15 protein-coding genes are annotated in these 17,574 nt (G+C 60.6%); 6 read left to right on the top strand and 9 right to left on the bottom strand.

Annotation, left to right across the window (positions count from 1 at the left end; translation table 11 throughout):
* Positions 1-21: 21 nt before the first annotated feature.
* The 3 genes from FQ192_RS07095 to FQ192_RS07085 all read right to left on the bottom strand — a co-directional run bounded on the left by FQ192_RS07095 (position 22) and on the right by FQ192_RS07085 (position 5,352).
* On the bottom strand, positions 22-1,449 hold the full coding sequence (locus FQ192_RS07095; protein ID WP_149657959.1) for a di-heme oxidoredictase family protein: 1,428 nt from the start codon (positions 1,447-1,449) through the stop codon (positions 22-24).
* A 289-nt stretch (positions 1,450-1,738) separates the two neighbouring features.
* Positions 1,739-3,088: an imelysin family protein gene (locus FQ192_RS07090; protein ID WP_149657958.1), complete on the bottom strand. Its 1,350-nt coding sequence runs from the start codon at positions 3,086-3,088 to the stop codon at positions 1,739-1,741.
* 212 nt (positions 3,089-3,300) lie between these two features.
* Entirely contained in the window at positions 3,301-5,352 is a 2,052-nt protein-coding gene (locus FQ192_RS07085) for a bifunctional diguanylate cyclase/phosphodiesterase (protein WP_149657957.1), read from the bottom strand.
* Between the two features lie 1,091 nt (positions 5,353-6,443).
* On the opposite strand from FQ192_RS07085, the gene FQ192_RS07080 reads away from it, so the two are divergent.
* Complete coding sequence (locus tag FQ192_RS07080; RefSeq protein WP_149657956.1) at positions 6,444-6,692, top strand: DUF6124 family protein; 249 nt, start codon at positions 6,444-6,446, stop codon at positions 6,690-6,692.
* Between the two features lie 391 nt (positions 6,693-7,083).
* Here FQ192_RS07080 and FQ192_RS07075 read toward each other — a convergent pair whose 3' ends face one another.
* The 3 genes from FQ192_RS07075 to FQ192_RS07065 form a co-directional block, all read right to left on the bottom strand.
* Positions 7,084-7,680, bottom strand: coding sequence for a superoxide dismutase (locus FQ192_RS07075; RefSeq protein WP_008034365.1), 597 nt, complete (start codon positions 7,678-7,680; stop codon positions 7,084-7,086).
* Between the two features lie 441 nt (positions 7,681-8,121).
* The gene (locus FQ192_RS07070; RefSeq protein WP_149657955.1) at positions 8,122-8,724 is read right to left on the bottom strand and encodes a LysE/ArgO family amino acid transporter; all 603 of its coding nucleotides are present in this window, start codon (positions 8,722-8,724) and stop codon (positions 8,122-8,124) included.
* Positions 8,725-8,730: 6 nt separating this feature from the next.
* Entirely contained in the window at positions 8,731-9,132 is a 402-nt protein-coding gene (locus tag FQ192_RS07065) for an ACT domain-containing protein (protein ID WP_149657954.1), read from the bottom strand.
* Between the two features lie 96 nt (positions 9,133-9,228).
* Between FQ192_RS07065 and FQ192_RS07060 the strand changes: the two genes are divergently transcribed.
* The 4 genes from FQ192_RS07060 (at position 9,229) to FQ192_RS07040 (ending at position 13,327) form a co-directional block, all read left to right on the top strand.
* On the top strand, positions 9,229-10,128 hold the full coding sequence (locus FQ192_RS07060; protein WP_149657953.1) for a LysR family transcriptional regulator ArgP: 900 nt from the start codon (positions 9,229-9,231) through the stop codon (positions 10,126-10,128).
* A gap of 95 nt (positions 10,129-10,223) precedes the next feature.
* A complete protein-coding gene (locus FQ192_RS07055) occupies positions 10,224-11,216 on the top strand; it encodes an NAD(P)-dependent oxidoreductase (protein ID WP_149657952.1) in 993 nt (330 codons plus the stop codon).
* Positions 11,217-11,341: 125 nt separating this feature from the next.
* Positions 11,342-12,187 (top strand): ATPase, encoded by an 846-nt coding sequence (locus FQ192_RS07050; protein WP_149658162.1) that lies wholly within the window; start codon positions 11,342-11,344, stop codon positions 12,185-12,187.
* Between the two features lie 291 nt (positions 12,188-12,478).
* Positions 12,479-13,327 (top strand): cache domain-containing protein, encoded by an 849-nt coding sequence (locus tag FQ192_RS07040; RefSeq protein WP_149657951.1) that lies wholly within the window; start codon positions 12,479-12,481, stop codon positions 13,325-13,327.
* Between the two features lie 118 nt (positions 13,328-13,445).
* Here the strand turns inward: FQ192_RS07040 and FQ192_RS07035 are convergent, their stop codons facing one another.
* Together FQ192_RS07035 and pobA are read right to left on the bottom strand one after the other, a co-directional pair.
* Complete coding sequence (locus FQ192_RS07035; protein WP_149657950.1) at positions 13,446-14,963, bottom strand: MDR family MFS transporter; 1,518 nt, start codon at positions 14,961-14,963, stop codon at positions 13,446-13,448.
* Positions 14,964-15,021: 58 nt separating this feature from the next.
* Positions 15,022-16,206 (bottom strand): 4-hydroxybenzoate 3-monooxygenase, encoded by a 1,185-nt coding sequence (pobA, locus tag FQ192_RS07030; RefSeq protein ID WP_372242330.1) that lies wholly within the window; start codon positions 16,204-16,206, stop codon positions 15,022-15,024.
* Positions 16,207-16,394: 188 nt separating this feature from the next.
* Here pobA and FQ192_RS07025 point away from each other — a divergent pair, with 188 nt between their 5' ends.
* Positions 16,395-17,291, top strand: a complete 897-nt coding sequence (locus FQ192_RS07025) for a helix-turn-helix domain-containing protein (protein ID WP_149657948.1) — start codon at positions 16,395-16,397, stop codon at positions 17,289-17,291.
* A gap of 9 nt (positions 17,292-17,300) precedes the next feature.
* Here FQ192_RS07025 and FQ192_RS33955 read toward each other — a convergent pair whose 3' ends face one another.
* A complete protein-coding gene (locus FQ192_RS33955; RefSeq protein ID WP_166656028.1) occupies positions 17,301-17,477 on the bottom strand; it encodes a hypothetical protein in 177 nt (58 codons plus the stop codon).
* Positions 17,478-17,574: the final 97 nt, after the last annotated feature.

Raw genomic sequence — 17,574 nt, 5'->3', positions numbered from 1 at the left:
CTCCCGATTCTTTTAAGTGCTTTAGAGAGAATTCAAAAACGCCAACAACGCAGCGCGCTGCTCGGCATTGAAAGACAAAACCTGTTGCTGCGCCGCGCTCGCTTCGCCGCCATGCCAGAGCACGGCTTCAAGCAGATTGCGCGCGCGGCCGTCGTGCAAGAACTGGGTGTGGCCACTGACCGCTTGGGTCAGGCCAATGCCCCACAACGGCGGCGTGCGCCAGTCGCGGCCACTGGCTTTAAATTCGCTGCGGTTGTCGGCCAGGCCGTCGCCCATGTCATGCAGCAGCAGATCGCTGTAGGGGCGAATCACTTGATTGGCCAGTTCAGGTTCGGCGGCGTTGGCGGCGGTGGTGTATTTCGGCGTGTGACAGGACTGGCAGCCGGCCTGGAAAAACAGATTCTTGCCGGCCAGCACTTGCGGCGCATTGATGTCGCGGCGAGCGGGCACGGCGAGGTTGCGGCTGTAGAACAGCACCAGGCGCAGGATGTTGTCGCTGACTTCCGGCTCGCCGTTCGGGCCATTGCCGTTGGGCGCCTGTTTGCAGGCGGTTTGCGCGTCGGTGCAGTCATCGAAAGGTCGCAGGCTGGTGGTCAGGCCCATATCACCAGAGAACGCGTGAACGTTTTGTTGATTGAGGTTCGGTTGCCCGGCTTTCCAGCCGAAGCGGCCGAGGACGGTTTTTTGCTGGGCGTCGTCCCAGACCTGGTTCGGGCGCCCGGCGATGCCGTTTTTGTCTTTGGCCTGGGCCTCGGCATTGGCCAGGATCGCCTCGTCGGGGATCGCTTCGAGCAGGCCCAGGCCGATCATTGGCGGCGCGACGCGGGCCGAGAACCGGGTGTCGGGGTGCATCGGGCCGTAGCCCAGTTGGGTGATTTGCAGGACCGGTTTGCGCAGTTCGACTTCGGTGCCGTCCTTGAAGCGAATCGGCACGGGCGTGTAATCGACGCGGACTTTGCCTTCCGGGGCGACGCCGGGTACCGACATGTCTTGGAGTTGGCCGCCATAGACCGGCTCCGGGACCACGCCCAGGTGCTCGATGACCTTGGCGTAGGCCGGCGCATCCGGGATCGACAGGCGCACCAGCATCGACACCGCATTGGTGGCATCAGGCGTCGGCGGGTGACCGCGACCGTCCTTGATGTGGCAGTTCTGGCAGGCGTTGGTGTTGAACAACGGCCCGAGGCCATCCCGGGCGGTGGTGGTCGACGGGGCGATCACCCAGGGGCTACGGAAAAAACTGTTGCCGACGCTGAAATCCACCCGTCGTGACGGCGGCAGATTGGCCGAGGGCAGGGAAAACGAATTCTGATCGGTCTTGCGCACCGTCGCGGCGCCACCGGACCGGGCTTCACCGGGTTCGGCCGTTGTAAAACGCGGGGCGTCATCGCAGGCACTCAGGCCCAGGGCCATGAACAGGGTGCACCAGCGAAGAGGCAACGACGGCATCAGACTTCCTGACGGGCGAGCAAAATAAGGGCGCAAAGTCTAACAGGACGGCGGAGTTTGAATAAGAGGAATTATCGTTTGGTTGATGTGGGACAGGTTTCCCCGGATACCGCGGTCACTGCGATCCAATGTAGGAGCGAAGCTTGCTCGCGAAAGCGGCATGTCAGTCACCAAAGATGTTGGATGTGAAGCCGTCTTCGCGGGCAAGCCTCGCTCCTACAAGGGGTTGTGTTCTGGTGGGAATGAAAAAGGCGACCCGAAGGTCGCCTTTTTATTCAGCCAGCGTTGATCAGAACTCGTGATCAGCGTTGTCCGGGTTCAGGTCGCTGATGCCCAGTTTGCCAGCGGCGGCTTCGATCGAACCGGTCTGCTTGACCAGGGATGCGATGGCGTCGCGGACGATCTGGTTGCCTGCAGTGTTGCCGGCAGCGATCAACTGGTCGTAGTGCTCACCCTTGGCGGCGTGATCGACCATGACCTGGATCTTGGCTTCGGTGGCGGCCAGGTCGGCTTTCAGTGCGGTGTCGGCAGCCGGGTCGGCCTTGGCCACCAGGGACGACAGGCTGGCGCCGGTCATTTTGGTGCCGTCGACGCGGGTGTATTCGCCCAGGTACACGTTACGCACGCCTTTGGCATCGTAGAAGTGCGAGTTGTGGGTGTTGTCGCTGAAGCAATCCTGTTCGTCTTCCGGGGAGTTGGCTTCCAGGGAAACCTTCATGCGCTCGCCCGCCAGTTCGCCCAGGGACAGGCTGCCCATGCCGAACAGCATTTTGCGCAGGCCGGTTTCGGCTGGCTCGGCTTCCAGGGTAGCGCGGTAGTTGTCGGCCACGTTCGGCTTCCAGTTACCGACCATTTCTTGCAGGTCGCTGACCAGCAGTTGGGTCACGGATTTCAGGTAGGCGCGGCGACGATCGTTGTGACCGCCAGTTGCGCCTTTGCCTTCCAGGTAGTCCGAAGCCGGACGGTTACCGGCGCCAGGGCCGGTGCCGTTCAGGTCCTGACCCCAGAGCAGAAATTCGATGGCGTGATAGCCGGTGGCGACGTTGGCTTCGGAACCGCCCAGCTCGTTCAGGCTGGCAAGTTTTTTCGGGGTGATGTCTTTGACGTCGACCTTGTCTTCGCCGACCTGGACTTCGGTGTTGGCGATGATGTTGGCGGTGGCGCCCGGGTTACCCAGTGCGTGTTCGTAGGTCTTGTCGACGTAGTCGATCAGGCCTTCGTCCAGAGGCCAGGCGTTCACCTGACCTTCCCAGTCGTCGATGATGGTGTTGCCGAAGCGGAACACTTCGCTCTGCAGGTAAGGAACGCGTGCGGCGACCCAGGCAGCCTTGGCGGCTTTGAGGGTGTCGGCGTTCGGCTTGGCGAGGAAGGCGTCGACGGCGGTTTGCAGGGTTTTCGCGGTAGATTCGGCATCGCTGTAAACGGCGAAGACCATGTCGGCATAATGCGCGACCACAGCTTTGGCGGCGGCTTCGTCGACTTTACCGGCGGCGGCTGGCGCTACGGCAGGAGCAGCGGCGGTGCTGGCGGCCGGCGTTGGCGCTTGTGGAGCGGCAGCCTTATCTTTGCCTTCGCCGCAACCGGCGAGGGAAATAGCGATGGCCAACAGACTGGCGGTAGCCAGAGGCATACGAATCATGGCGAACATCCTGCTTCGATTGGGGGTGGAATGGCGCTATGGGCGCGCAAAGCTGCGACATAATGCAAATCTTTCGCATTATGTGTAAAGGGTTGTGGTTGGAAATATTTCTTATTCAGGAATTTGGTGCGGTAGATCAAAAGATCGCAGCCTTCGCCAGCTCCGCGGGGATGCGATTCATGGAGCTGCCGAAGGCTGCGATCTTTTGATTTTTACAAAATAGCCGCGTTACTGCGCTGGGCCTGCTTCAAGTAGGCACTCAACTCCCGCGCAGGCAGTGGTTTGCTGTAGTGGTAACCCTGACCTTCGTGGCAACCTTCGGAAATGATGTAGGCCTCTTGCTCGGCGGTTTCCACGCCTTCGGCAATCACCTGCATGCCCAGGCTCTTGCCCAACTGGATGATCGCGCGAACGATGGTGGCATCGTCGTCGTCATCGAGCAGGTCCTGCACAAAGCTCTTGTCGATCTTGATCTTGTCCAGCGGCAGGCTTTTCAAATAGCTGAGCGATGAATAACCGGTGCCGAAGTCGTCAATCGCAATCAACGCACCGGAGCGGCGCAGGCTCAGCAAGTGTTGGGCGGCGGTGCTGATGTCTTCCATCAGGCCGGTTTCGGTGACTTCCAGTTCCAGGCTGCGCGGCGGCAGGCGGTAGATCTGCAACAGGTTGTTGACCACCCGTGGCAGCTCGGCGTGGTGCAGTTGCACGGTGGACAGGTTCACCGCCATGCGCAAGTCGGCGAAACCCTGGTCATGCCACTCGCGCAATTGCTTGCAGGCTTGATCCAGCACCCATTCGCCAATGGCGATGATGGTGCCGTTCTGTTCGGCCAGCGGGATGAACAGGTCCGGCGGTACCAACCCGTGTTCGGGATGCTGCCAGCGAATCAACGCTTCGACGCCCACCACCCGGTGATCGCGGTAGCTGATCTGCGGTTGGTAGACGAGGTAGAACTGATCGCGGGTCAGGGCATCGCGCAGGTCTTTTTCCAGTTCGCGGCGTCGGCGCATCTCGCTGTCGACGCTGGCGATATAGAACTGATAACGGTTGCGCGAGCGGGTCTTGGCCAGGGTCATGGTCTGCTCGGCTTTTTGCAGCAACTTCTCGGTGCTGTCACCGTCCTCGGGGAACAGGGTGATGCCGATGGTGGCGCGCAGGCGAATCTCTTGATGATCGAGGGCAAACGCCGCTTCCAGGTCATCGAGGATGCTTTGCGCCAGTTCGGCCGCTTCGTAAGGTTGTTCGATGTCGGCCTGGACCAGCGCAAACTGGTCGCCGCCCAGACGGGCGAGGGCGCCGAGGCGGCCGCTGTGGGCGCGCAGGCGATCGGCCAGGGCCAGCAGCAGTTGGTCGCCGGTCTGGTAGCTGAATTGTTCGTTGATGCCCTTGAAGTCATCCAGGCCCACGACCAGCACCGCGACCCGGCGTTGCAGCTTGCCGGCATCGACGAGGATCTTGTCCAGTTGCTGCTGCAATTGCTGGCGGTTCGGCAGGCCGGTGAGGAAATCGTACTGGGCCATGCGCAACAGGCTGTTTTCGGCTTCGTGGCGCAGATGGGTATTGCGTTCGATGGATTCGAGCAACTGGTTGGCGGTGTTGATCCAGATCCCCAGTTCGTTCTTTTCGTGGCCCTTGATCTGCGGAATCTTGTGTTCGCTGGGGCGGTCGGGGTTGATCTCGGTCAGGTGCTCGATGATCCGCGACAGCGGCTTGGTCAGCAGCCAGTGGTACACCAGGTACAGCACCAGGCCCATGGCGAGGGCGCGCAAGACACCGGAAATGAAGATGATCACCGAGCTGACGATGAAACCCTGGCCATAGGTGGCGGTGTCGAGGGTGATGCTCAGGTCGCCGTAATATTCGCTGTAGGGCCCACGACCCACCAGTTGGGTGGTGAACGTGCGTTCCTGGCCGAGGATCAGGTCGGTCAGCCAGCGGCTGTTGGAATGCTGCAGTTCGCGGGACTTTTGCGCGAGCATGGCTTCGTTGGGATGGCCGATGGAGGCCTGGCGCACGGCGTCGTCCTGGAACAGGCCCTCGATGACTTGCATGCCCATCTCCCGGTCCAGGCTGTAGACGGCCTGGGTGGAGGGGTCGCGGAACATGTCGAGGATGCGCTGGGCATCACCGGCCACGGCCTGGCGTGTTTTATAGGCATCGAAAACGATCTGCGCGCAGCTCAAGACCACGCCGACGATCAATGCCGACAGGAGCACGACCCGGAGCAACTTCACCGACAAGCTGTTCTTGAGTTCCAGCTTCAAAGGGTTATTCCTTGTTCCGTGCGGGTAGCATCAAGTTGCCATGAGTATTGGCAATCCCGTGATGGCAGTCAAAGGGACAATTCAGCCCTGGGGATTTTGCCTGTAGCTTGGCCAATATGCTGTTGTTTTGAGTGTTTGTCCTATTTGTACTGTGTCGGTAGTTTTGGTCTTCAACTTGAGGGGGATCGGGACTATTTTTCCTTTGGGTTGATGTTAGTCCGCTGTGGCGTTGGGGCAAGGGGCTTGCGGCTTGTTTCATCGTCGGAAATTTCGACTGGGCTTGTGGGGCTTGGCGGCCTCTGGGCCGACCATGCTCTTGGTGATTGGGTGTATATCCGTTTTTGTGGTGATGGCTGCTGGCGGTTTCGCTCTTACAGCGAGTCCCTTTTGGCAAACGCCCCAAAAGGAACCAAAAGGTCTCGCCCCGGCGTCCGGCCCCTCGCTTAGGCTCGGTGTTCCCTCGCTCCGGTCCTGCTCCGTGGGCCCGCCGCCATCGGCCATCCATGGCCGGGGGCGGCTAGCCCGGCATCCATGCCGGGCTGCCCACTGCGCAGAACCTCCACTCGGCCTCCCGAAGGGGCGGTAGAGCAAGATCAAAAGCAGGCGAGCTAACGCTCGGCCTAATGAGTGGTGAGGGGCGGGCGGGTGTTCGCCGCTCTGCTTCTGCTTTTGTAGGAGCGAGGCTTGCCCGCGAAGGCGGCCTGGCAGCCGACCCATTTGATCGTTCCCACGCTCCGCGTGGGAATGCCGCCAGGGACGCTCCGCGTTCCGTTTTTTGTTTAATGGGTTGCGAAAATACCGGACGTTTCCCACGAGGTTTTCAGGTTGCCCGTAGGAAGCGGGTTCAATAACCTTTTGGGTGTCGCTGAAACCTCAGCGATCGGGTGTGAGAACCCAGCAAGTCATAGTCATCCAGCGCCAGTATCCGCATAATTGCCGCCGATTTGCTGCAATGCGTTACGGCGGCTGTGTGCGGGCGGACTTCGGTCCGGCCGGGTGTCTATGACCGGTTTCTCACCCCGCACATAGCTGCCACCTCTTTGTCGCGTGAGAACGGCAAGGGATTGGCACCCAACGTCATAGGCATTCCCTTGGATAAATTAATCCCAGACCCACCCTACACCCCCAACCCCATGTTCCAGATTTCCCCGGACATGAACATCGAAACCCTCCTGGCCCACGCCTGTGAGTCATTGGCTTCGGCAAGTGTCCTGGCCAGCGATTTCGCCACCTACCTGAGCGGTTCCCAGCGCAGCACGGCACTGGCCATTGCGCAGGTCGTCATGCTGGCGGACCTTGCTGTGAATCGGGCGTTGGACATCGTCGACCCGCAGGGGTAGGCATTCCGTCAGGTTGACCGCGTTATCGTTCTTCGCGGGCAAGCCTTGCTCCTACAGGTTTTGTGTCGTGCGCATTACCGCGATTCAACCCCAAACCTGTAGGAGCAAGGCTTGCCCGCGAAGGCGTCAGAACAGGCAACACCTTTCCAGCGCCCATAAAAATGTATGGTCAGCCCATCTCCTGCAACCTCATGGGCTGTTTTCGGTAAAGCTGGCTTGCGCTAATGTATCCGGGCTCGTTGTGAGCGTTGCTGTAACAACGCTCGGCCCTCGATGAGTAGCCGCCGAAAACGAGAAAAGCCCTGCAAGCGTAAACCTGCAGGGCTTCTCGGTCAGGCTGACCATCTCATTAAACCCGACCTAAGCCGGGTTTTTTTGACTGGTTTCGATCTTAAGCGGTGAAGGTTTTGCCTTCGAACTGCTCAGCCACGAATTTCCAGTTGACCAGGTTCCAGAACGCTTCGACGTACTTCGGACGAACGTTGCGGTAGTCGATGTAGTAAGCGTGTTCCCAGACGTCGCAGGTCAGCAGCGGGGTGTCGCCGTTGGTCAGCGGGTTGCCTGCGCCGATGGTGCTGGCCAGGGCCAGGGAACCGTCAGCTTTTTTCACCAGCCAGCCCCAGCCGGAACCGAAGGTGCCGATGGAGGTTTTGCTGAATTCTTCTTTGAACTTGTCGAACGAACCGAACGAAGCGTTGATGGCTTCAGCCAGCGCGCCGGTCGGTTGACCGCCGGCGTTTGGCGCCAGGCAGTTCCAGTAGAAGGTGTGGTTCCAGACCTGAGCGGCGTTGTTGAAGATGCCGCCCGAAGAAGATTTGACGATTTCTTCCAGGGTCTTGCCTTCGAACTCGGTGCCTGGCACCAGGTTGTTCAGGTTCACGACGTAGGTGTTGTGGTGCTTGTCGTGGTGGTATTCCAGAGTTTCCTTGGAAATGTGCGGCTGCAGGGCATCGTGTGCGTAGGGCAGCGGCGGCAATTCGAAAGCCATGATGATTCTCCTAATCAGGTCAGTTGCGGTGAGCGCAAGGCCGATCACGGGCGGCCAGACAAGCGCCGGGGAGTTTGTACTCTTTGCGGCGCATCGAACCGGATCATAGCACCGGGGGTGCGGCATAACCACGCAACAACTGTGTGGGATAGAGGTTCAAGGGGATGCCCTCACTAAATGACGGATCGCGTTGGAGCTGTGATCGTGCCAGGCAAGGCGCGGGACGAAGAGGATGCTTTTTGCCTCTTCGAGTCCCGCAACGCCGCATGGCACGATCACAGCTCCAACCCGAAGGGCCGCCACCCCGCAAAGCGCAATCCGTCGTTGTTCGTCGCTCATTTGAACCACCATACCTCGCTCCTCACGCCTAGTCTTGCGCTTTGCGGGGTGGCGGCGCGACCGTCATTTAGTGAGGGCATCCCCTTAGCCTTTTGGAATAAATCAGCGCGTGGTGATTAATTGGAACGCTACGGTGAACATCATCACCGCCACCAACAGATCAAGAATCCGCCAGGTACTCGGCCGTGCCAGCCACGGCGCCAACCATGCCGCGCCCAGCGCCAACGTAAAGAACCACAATAAAGAAGCGCTCGCCGCGCCGACGACATAGGCGCCGGGCTCGGTCTGTTGGGCGCCGAGGGAGCCGATCAGCAAAACCGTATCCAGATAAACGTGCGGATTGAGCAGGGTCACCGCCAACGCACTGAGCATCACCGCCCGCAGCGAACGCACGGTCTGGTTTTCGCCCTGTTCCAGGCTTTGTTTCGCGCAGGCCCGGCGCAATGCCTGGCTACCGTACCAAATCAGAAACGCCGCGCCGCCCCAACGGGCCACCGCCAGCAAGGTCGGGTTATGCGCCAGCACGGTCGCCAGACCGAATACGCCCGCAGCCACCAGCAGCGCATCACAAACGACGCACAGCGCCGCGACCGGCAGGTGATGTTCGCGGCGCAGGCTCTGGGCCAGCACAAAGGCGTTCTGGGTGCCGATCGCCATGATCAGCCCCGCCGCGACCAACAGGCCATTTACATAGCTTTGCCACATGGTTTTCTACTCCCCGTTGGCCGCGAGATCCCGCAACACCTGCAGGGCGCGTTCGGCATCGGCCTGGCCGACGAATAAATGGTCATGGTAATAACCGGCGATCACGTTGCAACTGATGCCGGCCTTGCCCAGTGCGGTGGCGAAGGCGGCGGTGAGGCCGACGGCTTCCAGGGCCGAGTGCACGTTCAAGGTGATCCACGCGGCGACGTAGTCGAAGCTGAAGCCGGCCTTTTCGGCGTGGGATTTTTCCAAAATTACGGTCAGACCTTCCTGCTCGCGAAAGCTGCCGACAATCTCCAGGCCCGCCGGCAGCGTGCCGTCGCGCAACGTACAAAACACATACTCGCCGGCGTTGAGTTGCGGGCTCATGCTGCGCAGCAGGGTTGCCAATGAGGTTTCGCCAGCCATGTCGGTATTCCTTGTTCAAGAGTTCTTGCTGGCCATTCTCCGGCGCTACGCTGTATAAGAAAAACCAATAGTGCTGATCGCTCATTAGGAAAACTGATGTTCGACTATAAATTGCTTTCTGCCTTGGCCGCCGTGGTCGAGCAGGCCGGATTCGAACGCGCCGCCCAGGTGCTGGGGTTGTCGCAATCGGCGATCTCCCAGCGGATCAAACTGCTGGAAGCGCGGATTGGCCAACCGGTGTTGGTGCGGGCGACGCCGCCAGCGCCGACTGAAATCGGTCGGCGTTTGCTCAACCATGTGCAGCAGGTGCGCTTGCTTGAGCGGGATTTGCTGACCCTGGTGCCGGCGCTGGATGAAGCAGGCCTGCCGGAACGCCTGCGTATCGCCCTCAACGCTGACAGCCTCGCCACCTGGTGGGCCGATGCGGTGGGGGATTTTTGCGCCGAGCAACATTTGTTGATGGACTTGGTCGTTGAAGACCAGACCGTGGGCCTCAAACGCATGCGCGCCGGGGAAGTGGCGGCGTGTCTCTGTGCCAGCGAACGCCCGGTGGCCGGGGCTCGCAGCGTATTGTTGGGCGCCATGCGTTACCGGGCGTTGGCCAGCCCGGCGTTCATTGCCCGGCATTTCCCCGACGGTGTGCGCGCCGAGTTGCTGCCGCGCACCCCGGCGCTGGTGTTTGGCCCGGATGATTTCCTACAGCATCGCTACCTTGCATCTCTCGGCGTGGACGGCGGTTTCGAACACCATCTGTGCCCATCGTCCGAAGGTTTTATCCGCCTCACGGAAGCCGGGCTGGGCTGGGGCCTGGTGCCGGAATTGCAGGTGCGCGAGCAGCTGCAACGAGGTGTTTTAGTGGAGCTTTTGCCAGATAAGCCCATCGATGTGCCGCTGTACTGGCATCATTGGCGCAATGGCGGTCAGCTGCTGGGTTTACTCACTGACCAATTGGTACGTTCGTCGAAGCAATGGCTGGTGCCCCGAGAGCAGCCATGAGCGTCAAGCTGCAAGCTGCAAGTGAAGTGCTTGCGGTGTGTTTTTAACTTGCGGCTTGAAGCTTGAAGCTCGCTGCTGCTTTGTTGGAGCTTTACATGAAAATTCTGGTCACCGGCGCAAGCGGCTTCATTGGCGGACGCTTTGCGCGTTTCGCCCTGGAGCAGGGCCTGGACGTGCGGGTCAACGGTCGCCGGGCCGAGGGCGTCGAGCACCTGGTGCGCCGTGGCGCCGAATTTATCCAGGGTGACTTGAGCGACCCGGAACTGGTGCGCGACCTGTGCGCCGACGTCGAAGCCGTGGTGCACTGCGCCGGCGCCGTCGGTTTGTGGGGCCGCTATCAGGAGTTTCACCAGGGCAACGTCCAAGTCACCGAAAACGTGGTCGAGGCCTGCCTGAAACAGCGGGTCCGGCGCCTGGTGCACCTGTCGTCGCCGTCGATCTACTTCGATGGCCGCGATCATCTGGGCCTGACCGAAGAGCAAGTGCCCAAGCGTTTCAAGCATCACTATGCCGCCACCAAGTACCTCGCCGAGCAAAAGGTCTTCGGCGCCCAGGAATTCGGCCTCGAAACCATTGCCCTGCGCCCGCGGTTCGTCACCGGTGCCGGCGACATGAGCATCTTCCCGCGTCTGCTGAAGATGCAGCGCAAGGGGCGCTTGGCGATTGTCGGCAACGGCCTGAACAAGGTCGATTTCACCAGCATGCAAAACCTCAACGAAGCGTTGCTCAGCAGTTTGCTGGCCAGCGGCTCGGCATTGGGCAAGGCCTACAACATCAGCAACGGTGCGCCGGTGCCGTTGTGGGATGTGGTGAATTATGTGATGCGCAAAATGGACGTCCCACAGGTCACTCGCTACCGTTCCTACGGCCTGGCCTACAGCGTCGCGGCGCTCAATGAAGGCGTGTGCAAACTCTGGCCGGGGCGCCCCGAGCCGACCCTGTCGCGCTTGGGTATGCAGGTGATGAACAAAAATTTCACCTTGGACATCAGCCGCGCCCGGCATTATCTGGACTACGATCCGAAAGTCAGCCTCTGGGCCGCCCTCGATGAATTCTGCGTCTGGTGGAAGGCTCAGGATATTCGCTGATGGGTGTAGGACCTGTCCCGACACTGAACCGAGTGCGGGGTTGAGGGTCAACCCATGCGGCAGTGGGGGTTATACTTCGCCGCACCCAGCCATCACCGCGTTCCACAAAGGTTGCCTCAATGTCCATGCGTAACGATGCCAACGACGACTTCGACGATGTACCGAGCCTGCGTGCCGACCCCCTCGATGACGACGATTTCCCAACCACACCGGCCGCCCGTGAACGCACCACCGTGCACTCGCGCCCGGTGCCGGTGACCAAAGTCAAAAGCGCCAGCACCGGGCCGTTGTGGGCCTTGGTCGGCGCGTTGTTCTTCGCGTTCGCGGGCCTGGCCTGGTGGAGTTTCCAGCAGATTTCGCTGATGGAGCAGCAACTGGTAGCGACCCAGGAAAGTTTCGCGCGGATCAGTGAGGAAGCGGCGGGGCGCCTGCAGGACATTTCCGGCAAGGTGGTGGCCAGCCAGTCGAATGTCTCCAGCGACAGCGAAGCGCTGAAACTGCAAATCAAACAACTGGAAAGCAAACTCCAGGACCAGAGCCAGGCCCAACTGGGTGTGGTCGGCCAGACCAGCGATCTGGACAAACGTCTGGCGCAGATGACGGCGCAAACCACGGCGCAAACGGCGGCCAACGCGCAGTTGCAGGCCCAGGTGAAAACCTTGAGCACGGACCTGGCGACCCTGAAAAGCACGCCGGCCGACACCAGCAAAGTCGACGCCGAGCTGAAAAGCCTCAACGCCGACATCGCAGCGCTGAAGAAACAGGGCAACCCGACAGCGGCGATCGATCGTCTGGAACAGGAAATCGTCGTGCTCAAAAGCGAGCAGGACAACCGCCCGGCCGCCGTCGCGCCAAACCCGACCAACACCGCCGAGTTCGACGCCTTCCGCGCCCAGACCACCCGCAACCTCAACACCCTGCAAGCGCAGATCCAGAATTTGCAGCAGCAGATCAACGCCCGGGCGAAATAGCCCGCCGCGCCAACGCTGTAGCAAAGGCGCTTTTGTGGCGAGGGGCTTGCCTGTGGCGAGGGAGCTTGCTCCCGCTGGAGTGCGAAGCGCTCCCCCGCAGTGTGTCAGGCACACCGCATGCTCAGGGTTTACGACTGCTGCGCAGCCGAGCGGGAGCAAGCTCCCTCGCCACAAAAGCGCTCTCACCTCAAAGTGCTCTTTCGCCTCGCGCACCGCGATTCGCTGAATATCCATCCATATCCCCAACCCCGTCTACGCTCTTGAAACATCAACAAGAACGAGGGATGCGCTATGGGGTTTGTGCACAAGTTGGCGTGGTTGGGGGGGATGTTGTTGCTGAGCCTGGGCCAGGTTCAGGCGGCCACGGCAGCCAAGGATGACGGCCAGGCGGCCCGGGCCTTGCTGGAAAAAGCCCTGGCGTATTACCACGACAATGGCGACAAGGCCTTCGCGGCGTTCAGCCGACAGGGCGAGTTTGTCGACAAGGACCGTTACGTCTTCGTGGTCGACACCCAAGGCGTGATGCTCGCCAGCGGTGGGCCGTCCTCGGCGTTGATCGGGCGCGACGTGTCCGAGACCCTGCCGCCGGATTTGCAGAAAGCCTTCAAGGACGCCCTGAAAGTGCCGGAAGGCAACGGCATCCAGCAGGCCGAATACCGCTGGCAGAACTGGGCAGACGGCAAGGTCGAGCGCAAGCACGTGTTCTATCAGCGCATTGGCCAGCGGATCCTGGCGGTCGGTTACTACGTGCCCCGCGCATCGGCGCAGCAAGCCCAGGCCTTGCTCGATAAAGCCGCCGCCGACCTCTCCAAAGATGAGAAGGGCACGCTGACGGCGATCAACTCGCTCAAGGGCGGCTACTTGCAGGACGACTTGTATGTGTTCGTGGTCGATCTGAATAACCAGCGCTACGTCGCCCATGGCACCAATCTAAGGCTGATCAATACCGACTTCGGCAAGGTCAACGACCCGGAAGGCAAACCGGTGGGCGAACCGATTCTGGCGTTGATCGCCAAGCAGGATCAGGGCGAGTACGAGTATCGCTGGAAGAACCCGGTGACCGGGAAGGTTGAGGACAAGCATGCTTATCTGAAGAAGGTTGGGCATTTTCTGGTGGCTGTCGGGTATTACAGCCCTTGAGCAATGATCGTTCCCACGCTCTGCGTGGGAATGCAGCCCGGGGCGCTGCGCGTCCCATCCAAAGCCGAACGCGGAGCGTCCGTTGAGGCATTCCCACGCGGAGCGTGGGAACGATCCGCTAACGAACCTTATCTTCCCGCCCCCGCAACACCCTGTTCGGCATGGCCACTGCCGCCGCCAACCCCAACAACGAGACCGCCGCACTGACCATCAGCAAATGCCGGAACGTCAGCAGCAACTCCGCGCGCAAGGCGTTCTGCGCCTCCCCCGGCGCGGCGTTCAAACCGTCGAGCAAGACATTCCCCGAACGCCCCTCGGCAATCAGCGTCGAGCCGGCCAGGTGGGCGAAACTCGAATCCTGCAACAACGCCAGCAACAGCGCCGACATCAACGCCACGCCCACCGCGCCACCCAGCGAGCGGAACAGGTTGGTGGTGCTGGTGGCGACGCCGATATCCCGTTGCGCCACCGAATTCTGCGTGCCGACCAATGACGTCGGGAACTGCATGCCGCTGGCGATTCCGCTGAGCAACATAAACAGGCTGCTCATCAACAAGGCCTGGGGTGCACTGAACGCCATGCCCAGAATCGAGAGCGGCATCAGCAGCGCGCCGGTCAGAATCATCGGCTTGTAGCGTCCGGTCACCGACGTGCGGCGCCCGGCGAAATAGGCGCCAATCGGCAAGCCAATCGCCAGCGGCAACAGGTGCAGCGCGGCGCTGTCGGCCCCGGCGCCGGTGACGCTCTGGAAGCGCAACGGCATCAGCACGATCAGGGAAATGGCCTGGAAACTGGTGAAGAAAATCGTGCACCAGCAAAAGATCGCGTCGCGGTTGGCGAACAAATGCATCGGCAGCAACGGCTCCCGCGCACGGCGCTCATGCCAGACAAACAGCGCCAGTACCGCCACCGCGCAACCGAGCAGGCCGAGCACTTCGGCGCTGCGCCATGAATGCCCTTGGCCGACCTGAGTGATGCCGAGCAACAACGCAGTCAACCCGACAATCATCAGCAAGGTGCCGAGGTAATCGATGACCGGTTTGCGTTGCGGCACCGGCAGCCCCACCAGCGTGCGATTGGCCACCAGCCAGGCGCCGAGGCCCAGCGGCAGGTTGATCAGGAACACCCAGCGCCAGGACAGGTATTCGGTCATGTACCCGCCGAGCACCGGCCCGGCGACACTGGCCACCGCGTACATGCTGCTGAAGTAACCCTGATAACGACCGCGCTCCCGGGGCGGGACGATGTCGCCGATGATCGCCTGGCTGACCGAAATCATCCCGCCGGCGCCGATGCCCTGAAGGATCCGCGCCAGCACCAGTTGCTCCATGCTCTGGGCCATGCCGCAAAAGAACGAGGCCACCGTGAACAGACCCATGCCGAACAGCATCAACTTGCGCCGCCCATACAGATCGCCAAGTTTGCCGTAAATCGGCACTGCCACGGTCATCGCCACCATGTAGCCGGCAATCACCCAGGCCAGCAGGCTGACATCCTTGAACTGCGCGGAAATGGCCGGCATCGACACCGCGACGATGGTCTGGTCCAGCGCGCCGAGAAAGATCGCCAGCATCAGGGCGATCAAGACACTGCGAATGGCCGGTTTGGGCGTTTCAGGCTGGTTCAGATTGGTCACGGTAAACCTGCGGGCACGGCGAGCGGGTGAATGCTCGCCAGTGTAAGTCGATAGCAGGCTATTCGATAGCCTCGTATGGAAGCCCGACGTAATTTTCTGCAATAGTTTTTCGACCCGCCTCGGAGTTCACAAAGTAGTCCAGCTCCGAGGCGCTGATGCGCTGGCTGAAGGCATCGTGCTCCTCGAAATGGTGCAGCATCGAGGTCATCCACCAGGAAAACCGCTCGGCTTTCCAGACCCGGCGCAGGCAGATTTGCGAATACTTTTCCAGCAAATCCACACGCCCGTCGCGGTACACCTTCAGCAGAATATTGAACAGCGTGCTGACGTCGCTGGCGGCCAGGTTCAGGCCCTTGGCGCCGGTGGGCGGGACGATGTGCGCCGCATCACCGACCAGGAACATCCGCCCGTATTGCATCGGTTCCACGACAAAACTGCGCAGCGGCGCGATGCTTTTCTCGATGGACGGCCCGGTGACCAGTTTGTCCGCCAGCGCCCGGGGCAGACGGGATTTGAGCTCGTCCCAGAAGCGTTGATCGGACCAATCCTCGACGCTCTCCTCGACCGGCACTTGCAGGTAATAACGGGTGCGAGTCGCCGAACGCATGCTGCACAGCGCGAACCCGCGTTCGTGGCGGGCGTAGACCAGTTCTTCGTGGACCGGCGGCGTGTCGGCCAAAATCCCCAGCCAGCCGAACGGATAGACCCGTTCGAAGACTTTCAGGCACTCGGCGGGAATCGATTGCCGGGCCACGCCATGGAAACCGTCGCAACCGGCGATGTAGTCGCAATCGAGGCGATACGTCTCGCCATCTTTTTCAAACGTGACAAAGGCTTCGTCGCTTTTCATGCCATGGGGAACGACATTGCTCGCTTGATAAATCGTCTGTGCGCCAGCGTCCCGACGGGCGGCCATCAGGTCGCGGGTGACTTCGGTCTGGCCGTAGATCATCACGGTTTTGCCACCGGTCAGGGCGTGCAGGTCGATGTGAACCTGGCGGCCGTCGAGGGCGAGGTCGAAGCCGCCATGCACCAGTCCTTCGGCGTCCATACGCTGACCTACGCCGGCCTGGCGCAACAGCTCTACCATGCCTTGTTCAAGGACCCCGGCGCGGATTCGACCGAGTACATAATCCGGTGTCTGGCGTTCAAGAATGAGGGTGTCGATGCCGGCGTTGTGCAGCAATTGGCCGAGCAATAAACCGGAGGGGCCGGCACCAATGATGGCGATTTGGGTCTTCAGCGTTTTCATTGTTTTTATGACTCGCAAGTGTCACGCGACCAGAGCCGGTGAATAATTTTTATGGATCGAGTGCTTGCATTTTTCCCTTGCGAGTCTGTCAATTGAAGGTGAAAACTGAGCCGATACCTGTACATTCTGCCAATCGGTGCGATTATCGCCCCGTCTACTCCGAGGCCTGGATTGAAGTGATGAACAAGCCTGACCTGCCTTCGATTCCGGTGTTCAAGCTCTACGGTGAAAGCCTGGACTGGCCGACCCCCGACTTGCTGCACTGTGAAACCATTTCCAAACGCAGTCGCGAACATCAATGGGAAATCAAACCCCACCGCCACGCTGATCTGTGCCAGTTACTCTTCGTTTTCAAAGGTCAGGCAGAGCTTGAAATCGAAGGTAAACGCACGCAATTGACCGACCCGGCGATGCTGATTCTGCCGCCGCTGTCGGTGCACGGTTATCGTTTTTCCGAGGATGTCGAAGGGTTTGTCGTGACCTTGGCCGCACCCTTGGTGGCGCATTTGCAGTCACAACTGGGTAATTCGGAGAACGCTCTGGCCCAGGCCGAAAGCTATCCGGCGGGCAAGGACAGCGAATATCTCAACAGTCTGTTTTCGGCGTTGCAAAGCGAATACACCGGCCATCAACCGGCCCGGGAAATGCTCATGCATTCGCTGGTCAGTGTGATCATGGTCTGGGTCAGCCGCCAGGTGATCCAGCGCCGCAACGCCAGCCAGCGCCCGCAGCGCGCCCGGGAATACCTCAACGGCTTTATTCAACTGGTGGAAGAGACGTACCGCCAGCACGTCAAAGTCGAGGACTTGGCCCATCGGCTGGGGATTTCCGTGTCGCACCTCAACGGCACCTGCCGTGAGCTGGCGGGGCAACCGGCATTGCAGATCATGCACGAGCGCCAATTGCTGGAAGCCAAGCGCCTGCTGACCTACACCAGCATGACTATTTATGAAATGTCTGACGTGTTGGGGTTTTCCGATCCGACCAATTTCACGCGTCTTTTCAGGCGTCGCGTGGGGATCTCACCCAAGGCCTTCCGCGACCGTTTGAAGGCCGATCAGGACAACGAGGCCTGACGTTCTTCACTAGCGAAGGGCGTTGAGGGTCGCGTTGTGGGGGATACAGCGCTCGTAGTTGCAGCTGGCGAACTCACGGGGCAGGTTGCGCAACTGCTCGACCCGCCAGGCCGCAGTGCCATACAGCGCCAGCGTCGCCGCGCAGGTGATGAAAATGGCGAGGTATCTTCTTGTTCTGATGTTCATGGCGTTGACCTCTGAACGAATACCCTTGGGTACTTACATTCAGCATAGGTCAGACAGGGGCAGCCGCAAGCTACAAGCTACAAGCAACGCGCTTCCA

The sequence above is a fragment of the Pseudomonas sp. ANT_J12 genome, assembly GCF_008370045.1.
In the GTDB taxonomy this organism is placed as follows: domain Bacteria; phylum Pseudomonadota; class Gammaproteobacteria; order Pseudomonadales; family Pseudomonadaceae; genus Aquipseudomonas.
Note: the sequence above shows the minus strand (reverse complement) of the source record. Positions and strands in the feature narration are given on the sequence as shown.

Coding starts and splice junctions, on each gene's coding strand:
- FQ192_RS07095 (WP_149657959.1), bottom strand. CDS start 1,449: ATGCCGTCGTTGCCTCTTCGCTGGTGCACCCTGTTCATGGCCCTGGGC.
- FQ192_RS07090 (WP_149657958.1), bottom strand. CDS start 3,088: ATGATTCGTATGCCTCTGGCTACCGCCAGTCTGTTGGCCATCGCTATT.
- FQ192_RS07075 (WP_008034365.1), bottom strand. CDS start 7,680: ATGGCTTTCGAATTGCCGCCGCTGCCCTACGCACACGATGCCCTGCAG.
- FQ192_RS07070 (WP_149657955.1), bottom strand. CDS start 8,724: ATGTGGCAAAGCTATGTAAATGGCCTGTTGGTCGCGGCGGGGCTGATC.
- FQ192_RS07065 (WP_149657954.1), bottom strand. CDS start 9,132: ATGGCTGGCGAAACCTCATTGGCAACCCTGCTGCGCAGCATGAGCCCG.
- FQ192_RS07060 (WP_149657953.1), top strand. CDS start 9,229: ATGTTCGACTATAAATTGCTTTCTGCCTTGGCCGCCGTGGTCGAGCAG.
- FQ192_RS07055 (WP_149657952.1), top strand. CDS start 10,224: ATGAAAATTCTGGTCACCGGCGCAAGCGGCTTCATTGGCGGACGCTTT.
- FQ192_RS07050 (WP_149658162.1), top strand. CDS start 11,342: ATGCGTAACGATGCCAACGACGACTTCGACGATGTACCGAGCCTGCGT.
- FQ192_RS07040 (WP_149657951.1), top strand. CDS start 12,479: ATGGGGTTTGTGCACAAGTTGGCGTGGTTGGGGGGGATGTTGTTGCTG.
- FQ192_RS07025 (WP_149657948.1), top strand. CDS start 16,395: ATGAACAAGCCTGACCTGCCTTCGATTCCGGTGTTCAAGCTCTACGGT.
- FQ192_RS33955 (WP_166656028.1), bottom strand. CDS start 17,477: ATGAACATCAGAACAAGAAGATACCTCGCCATTTTCATCACCTGCGCG.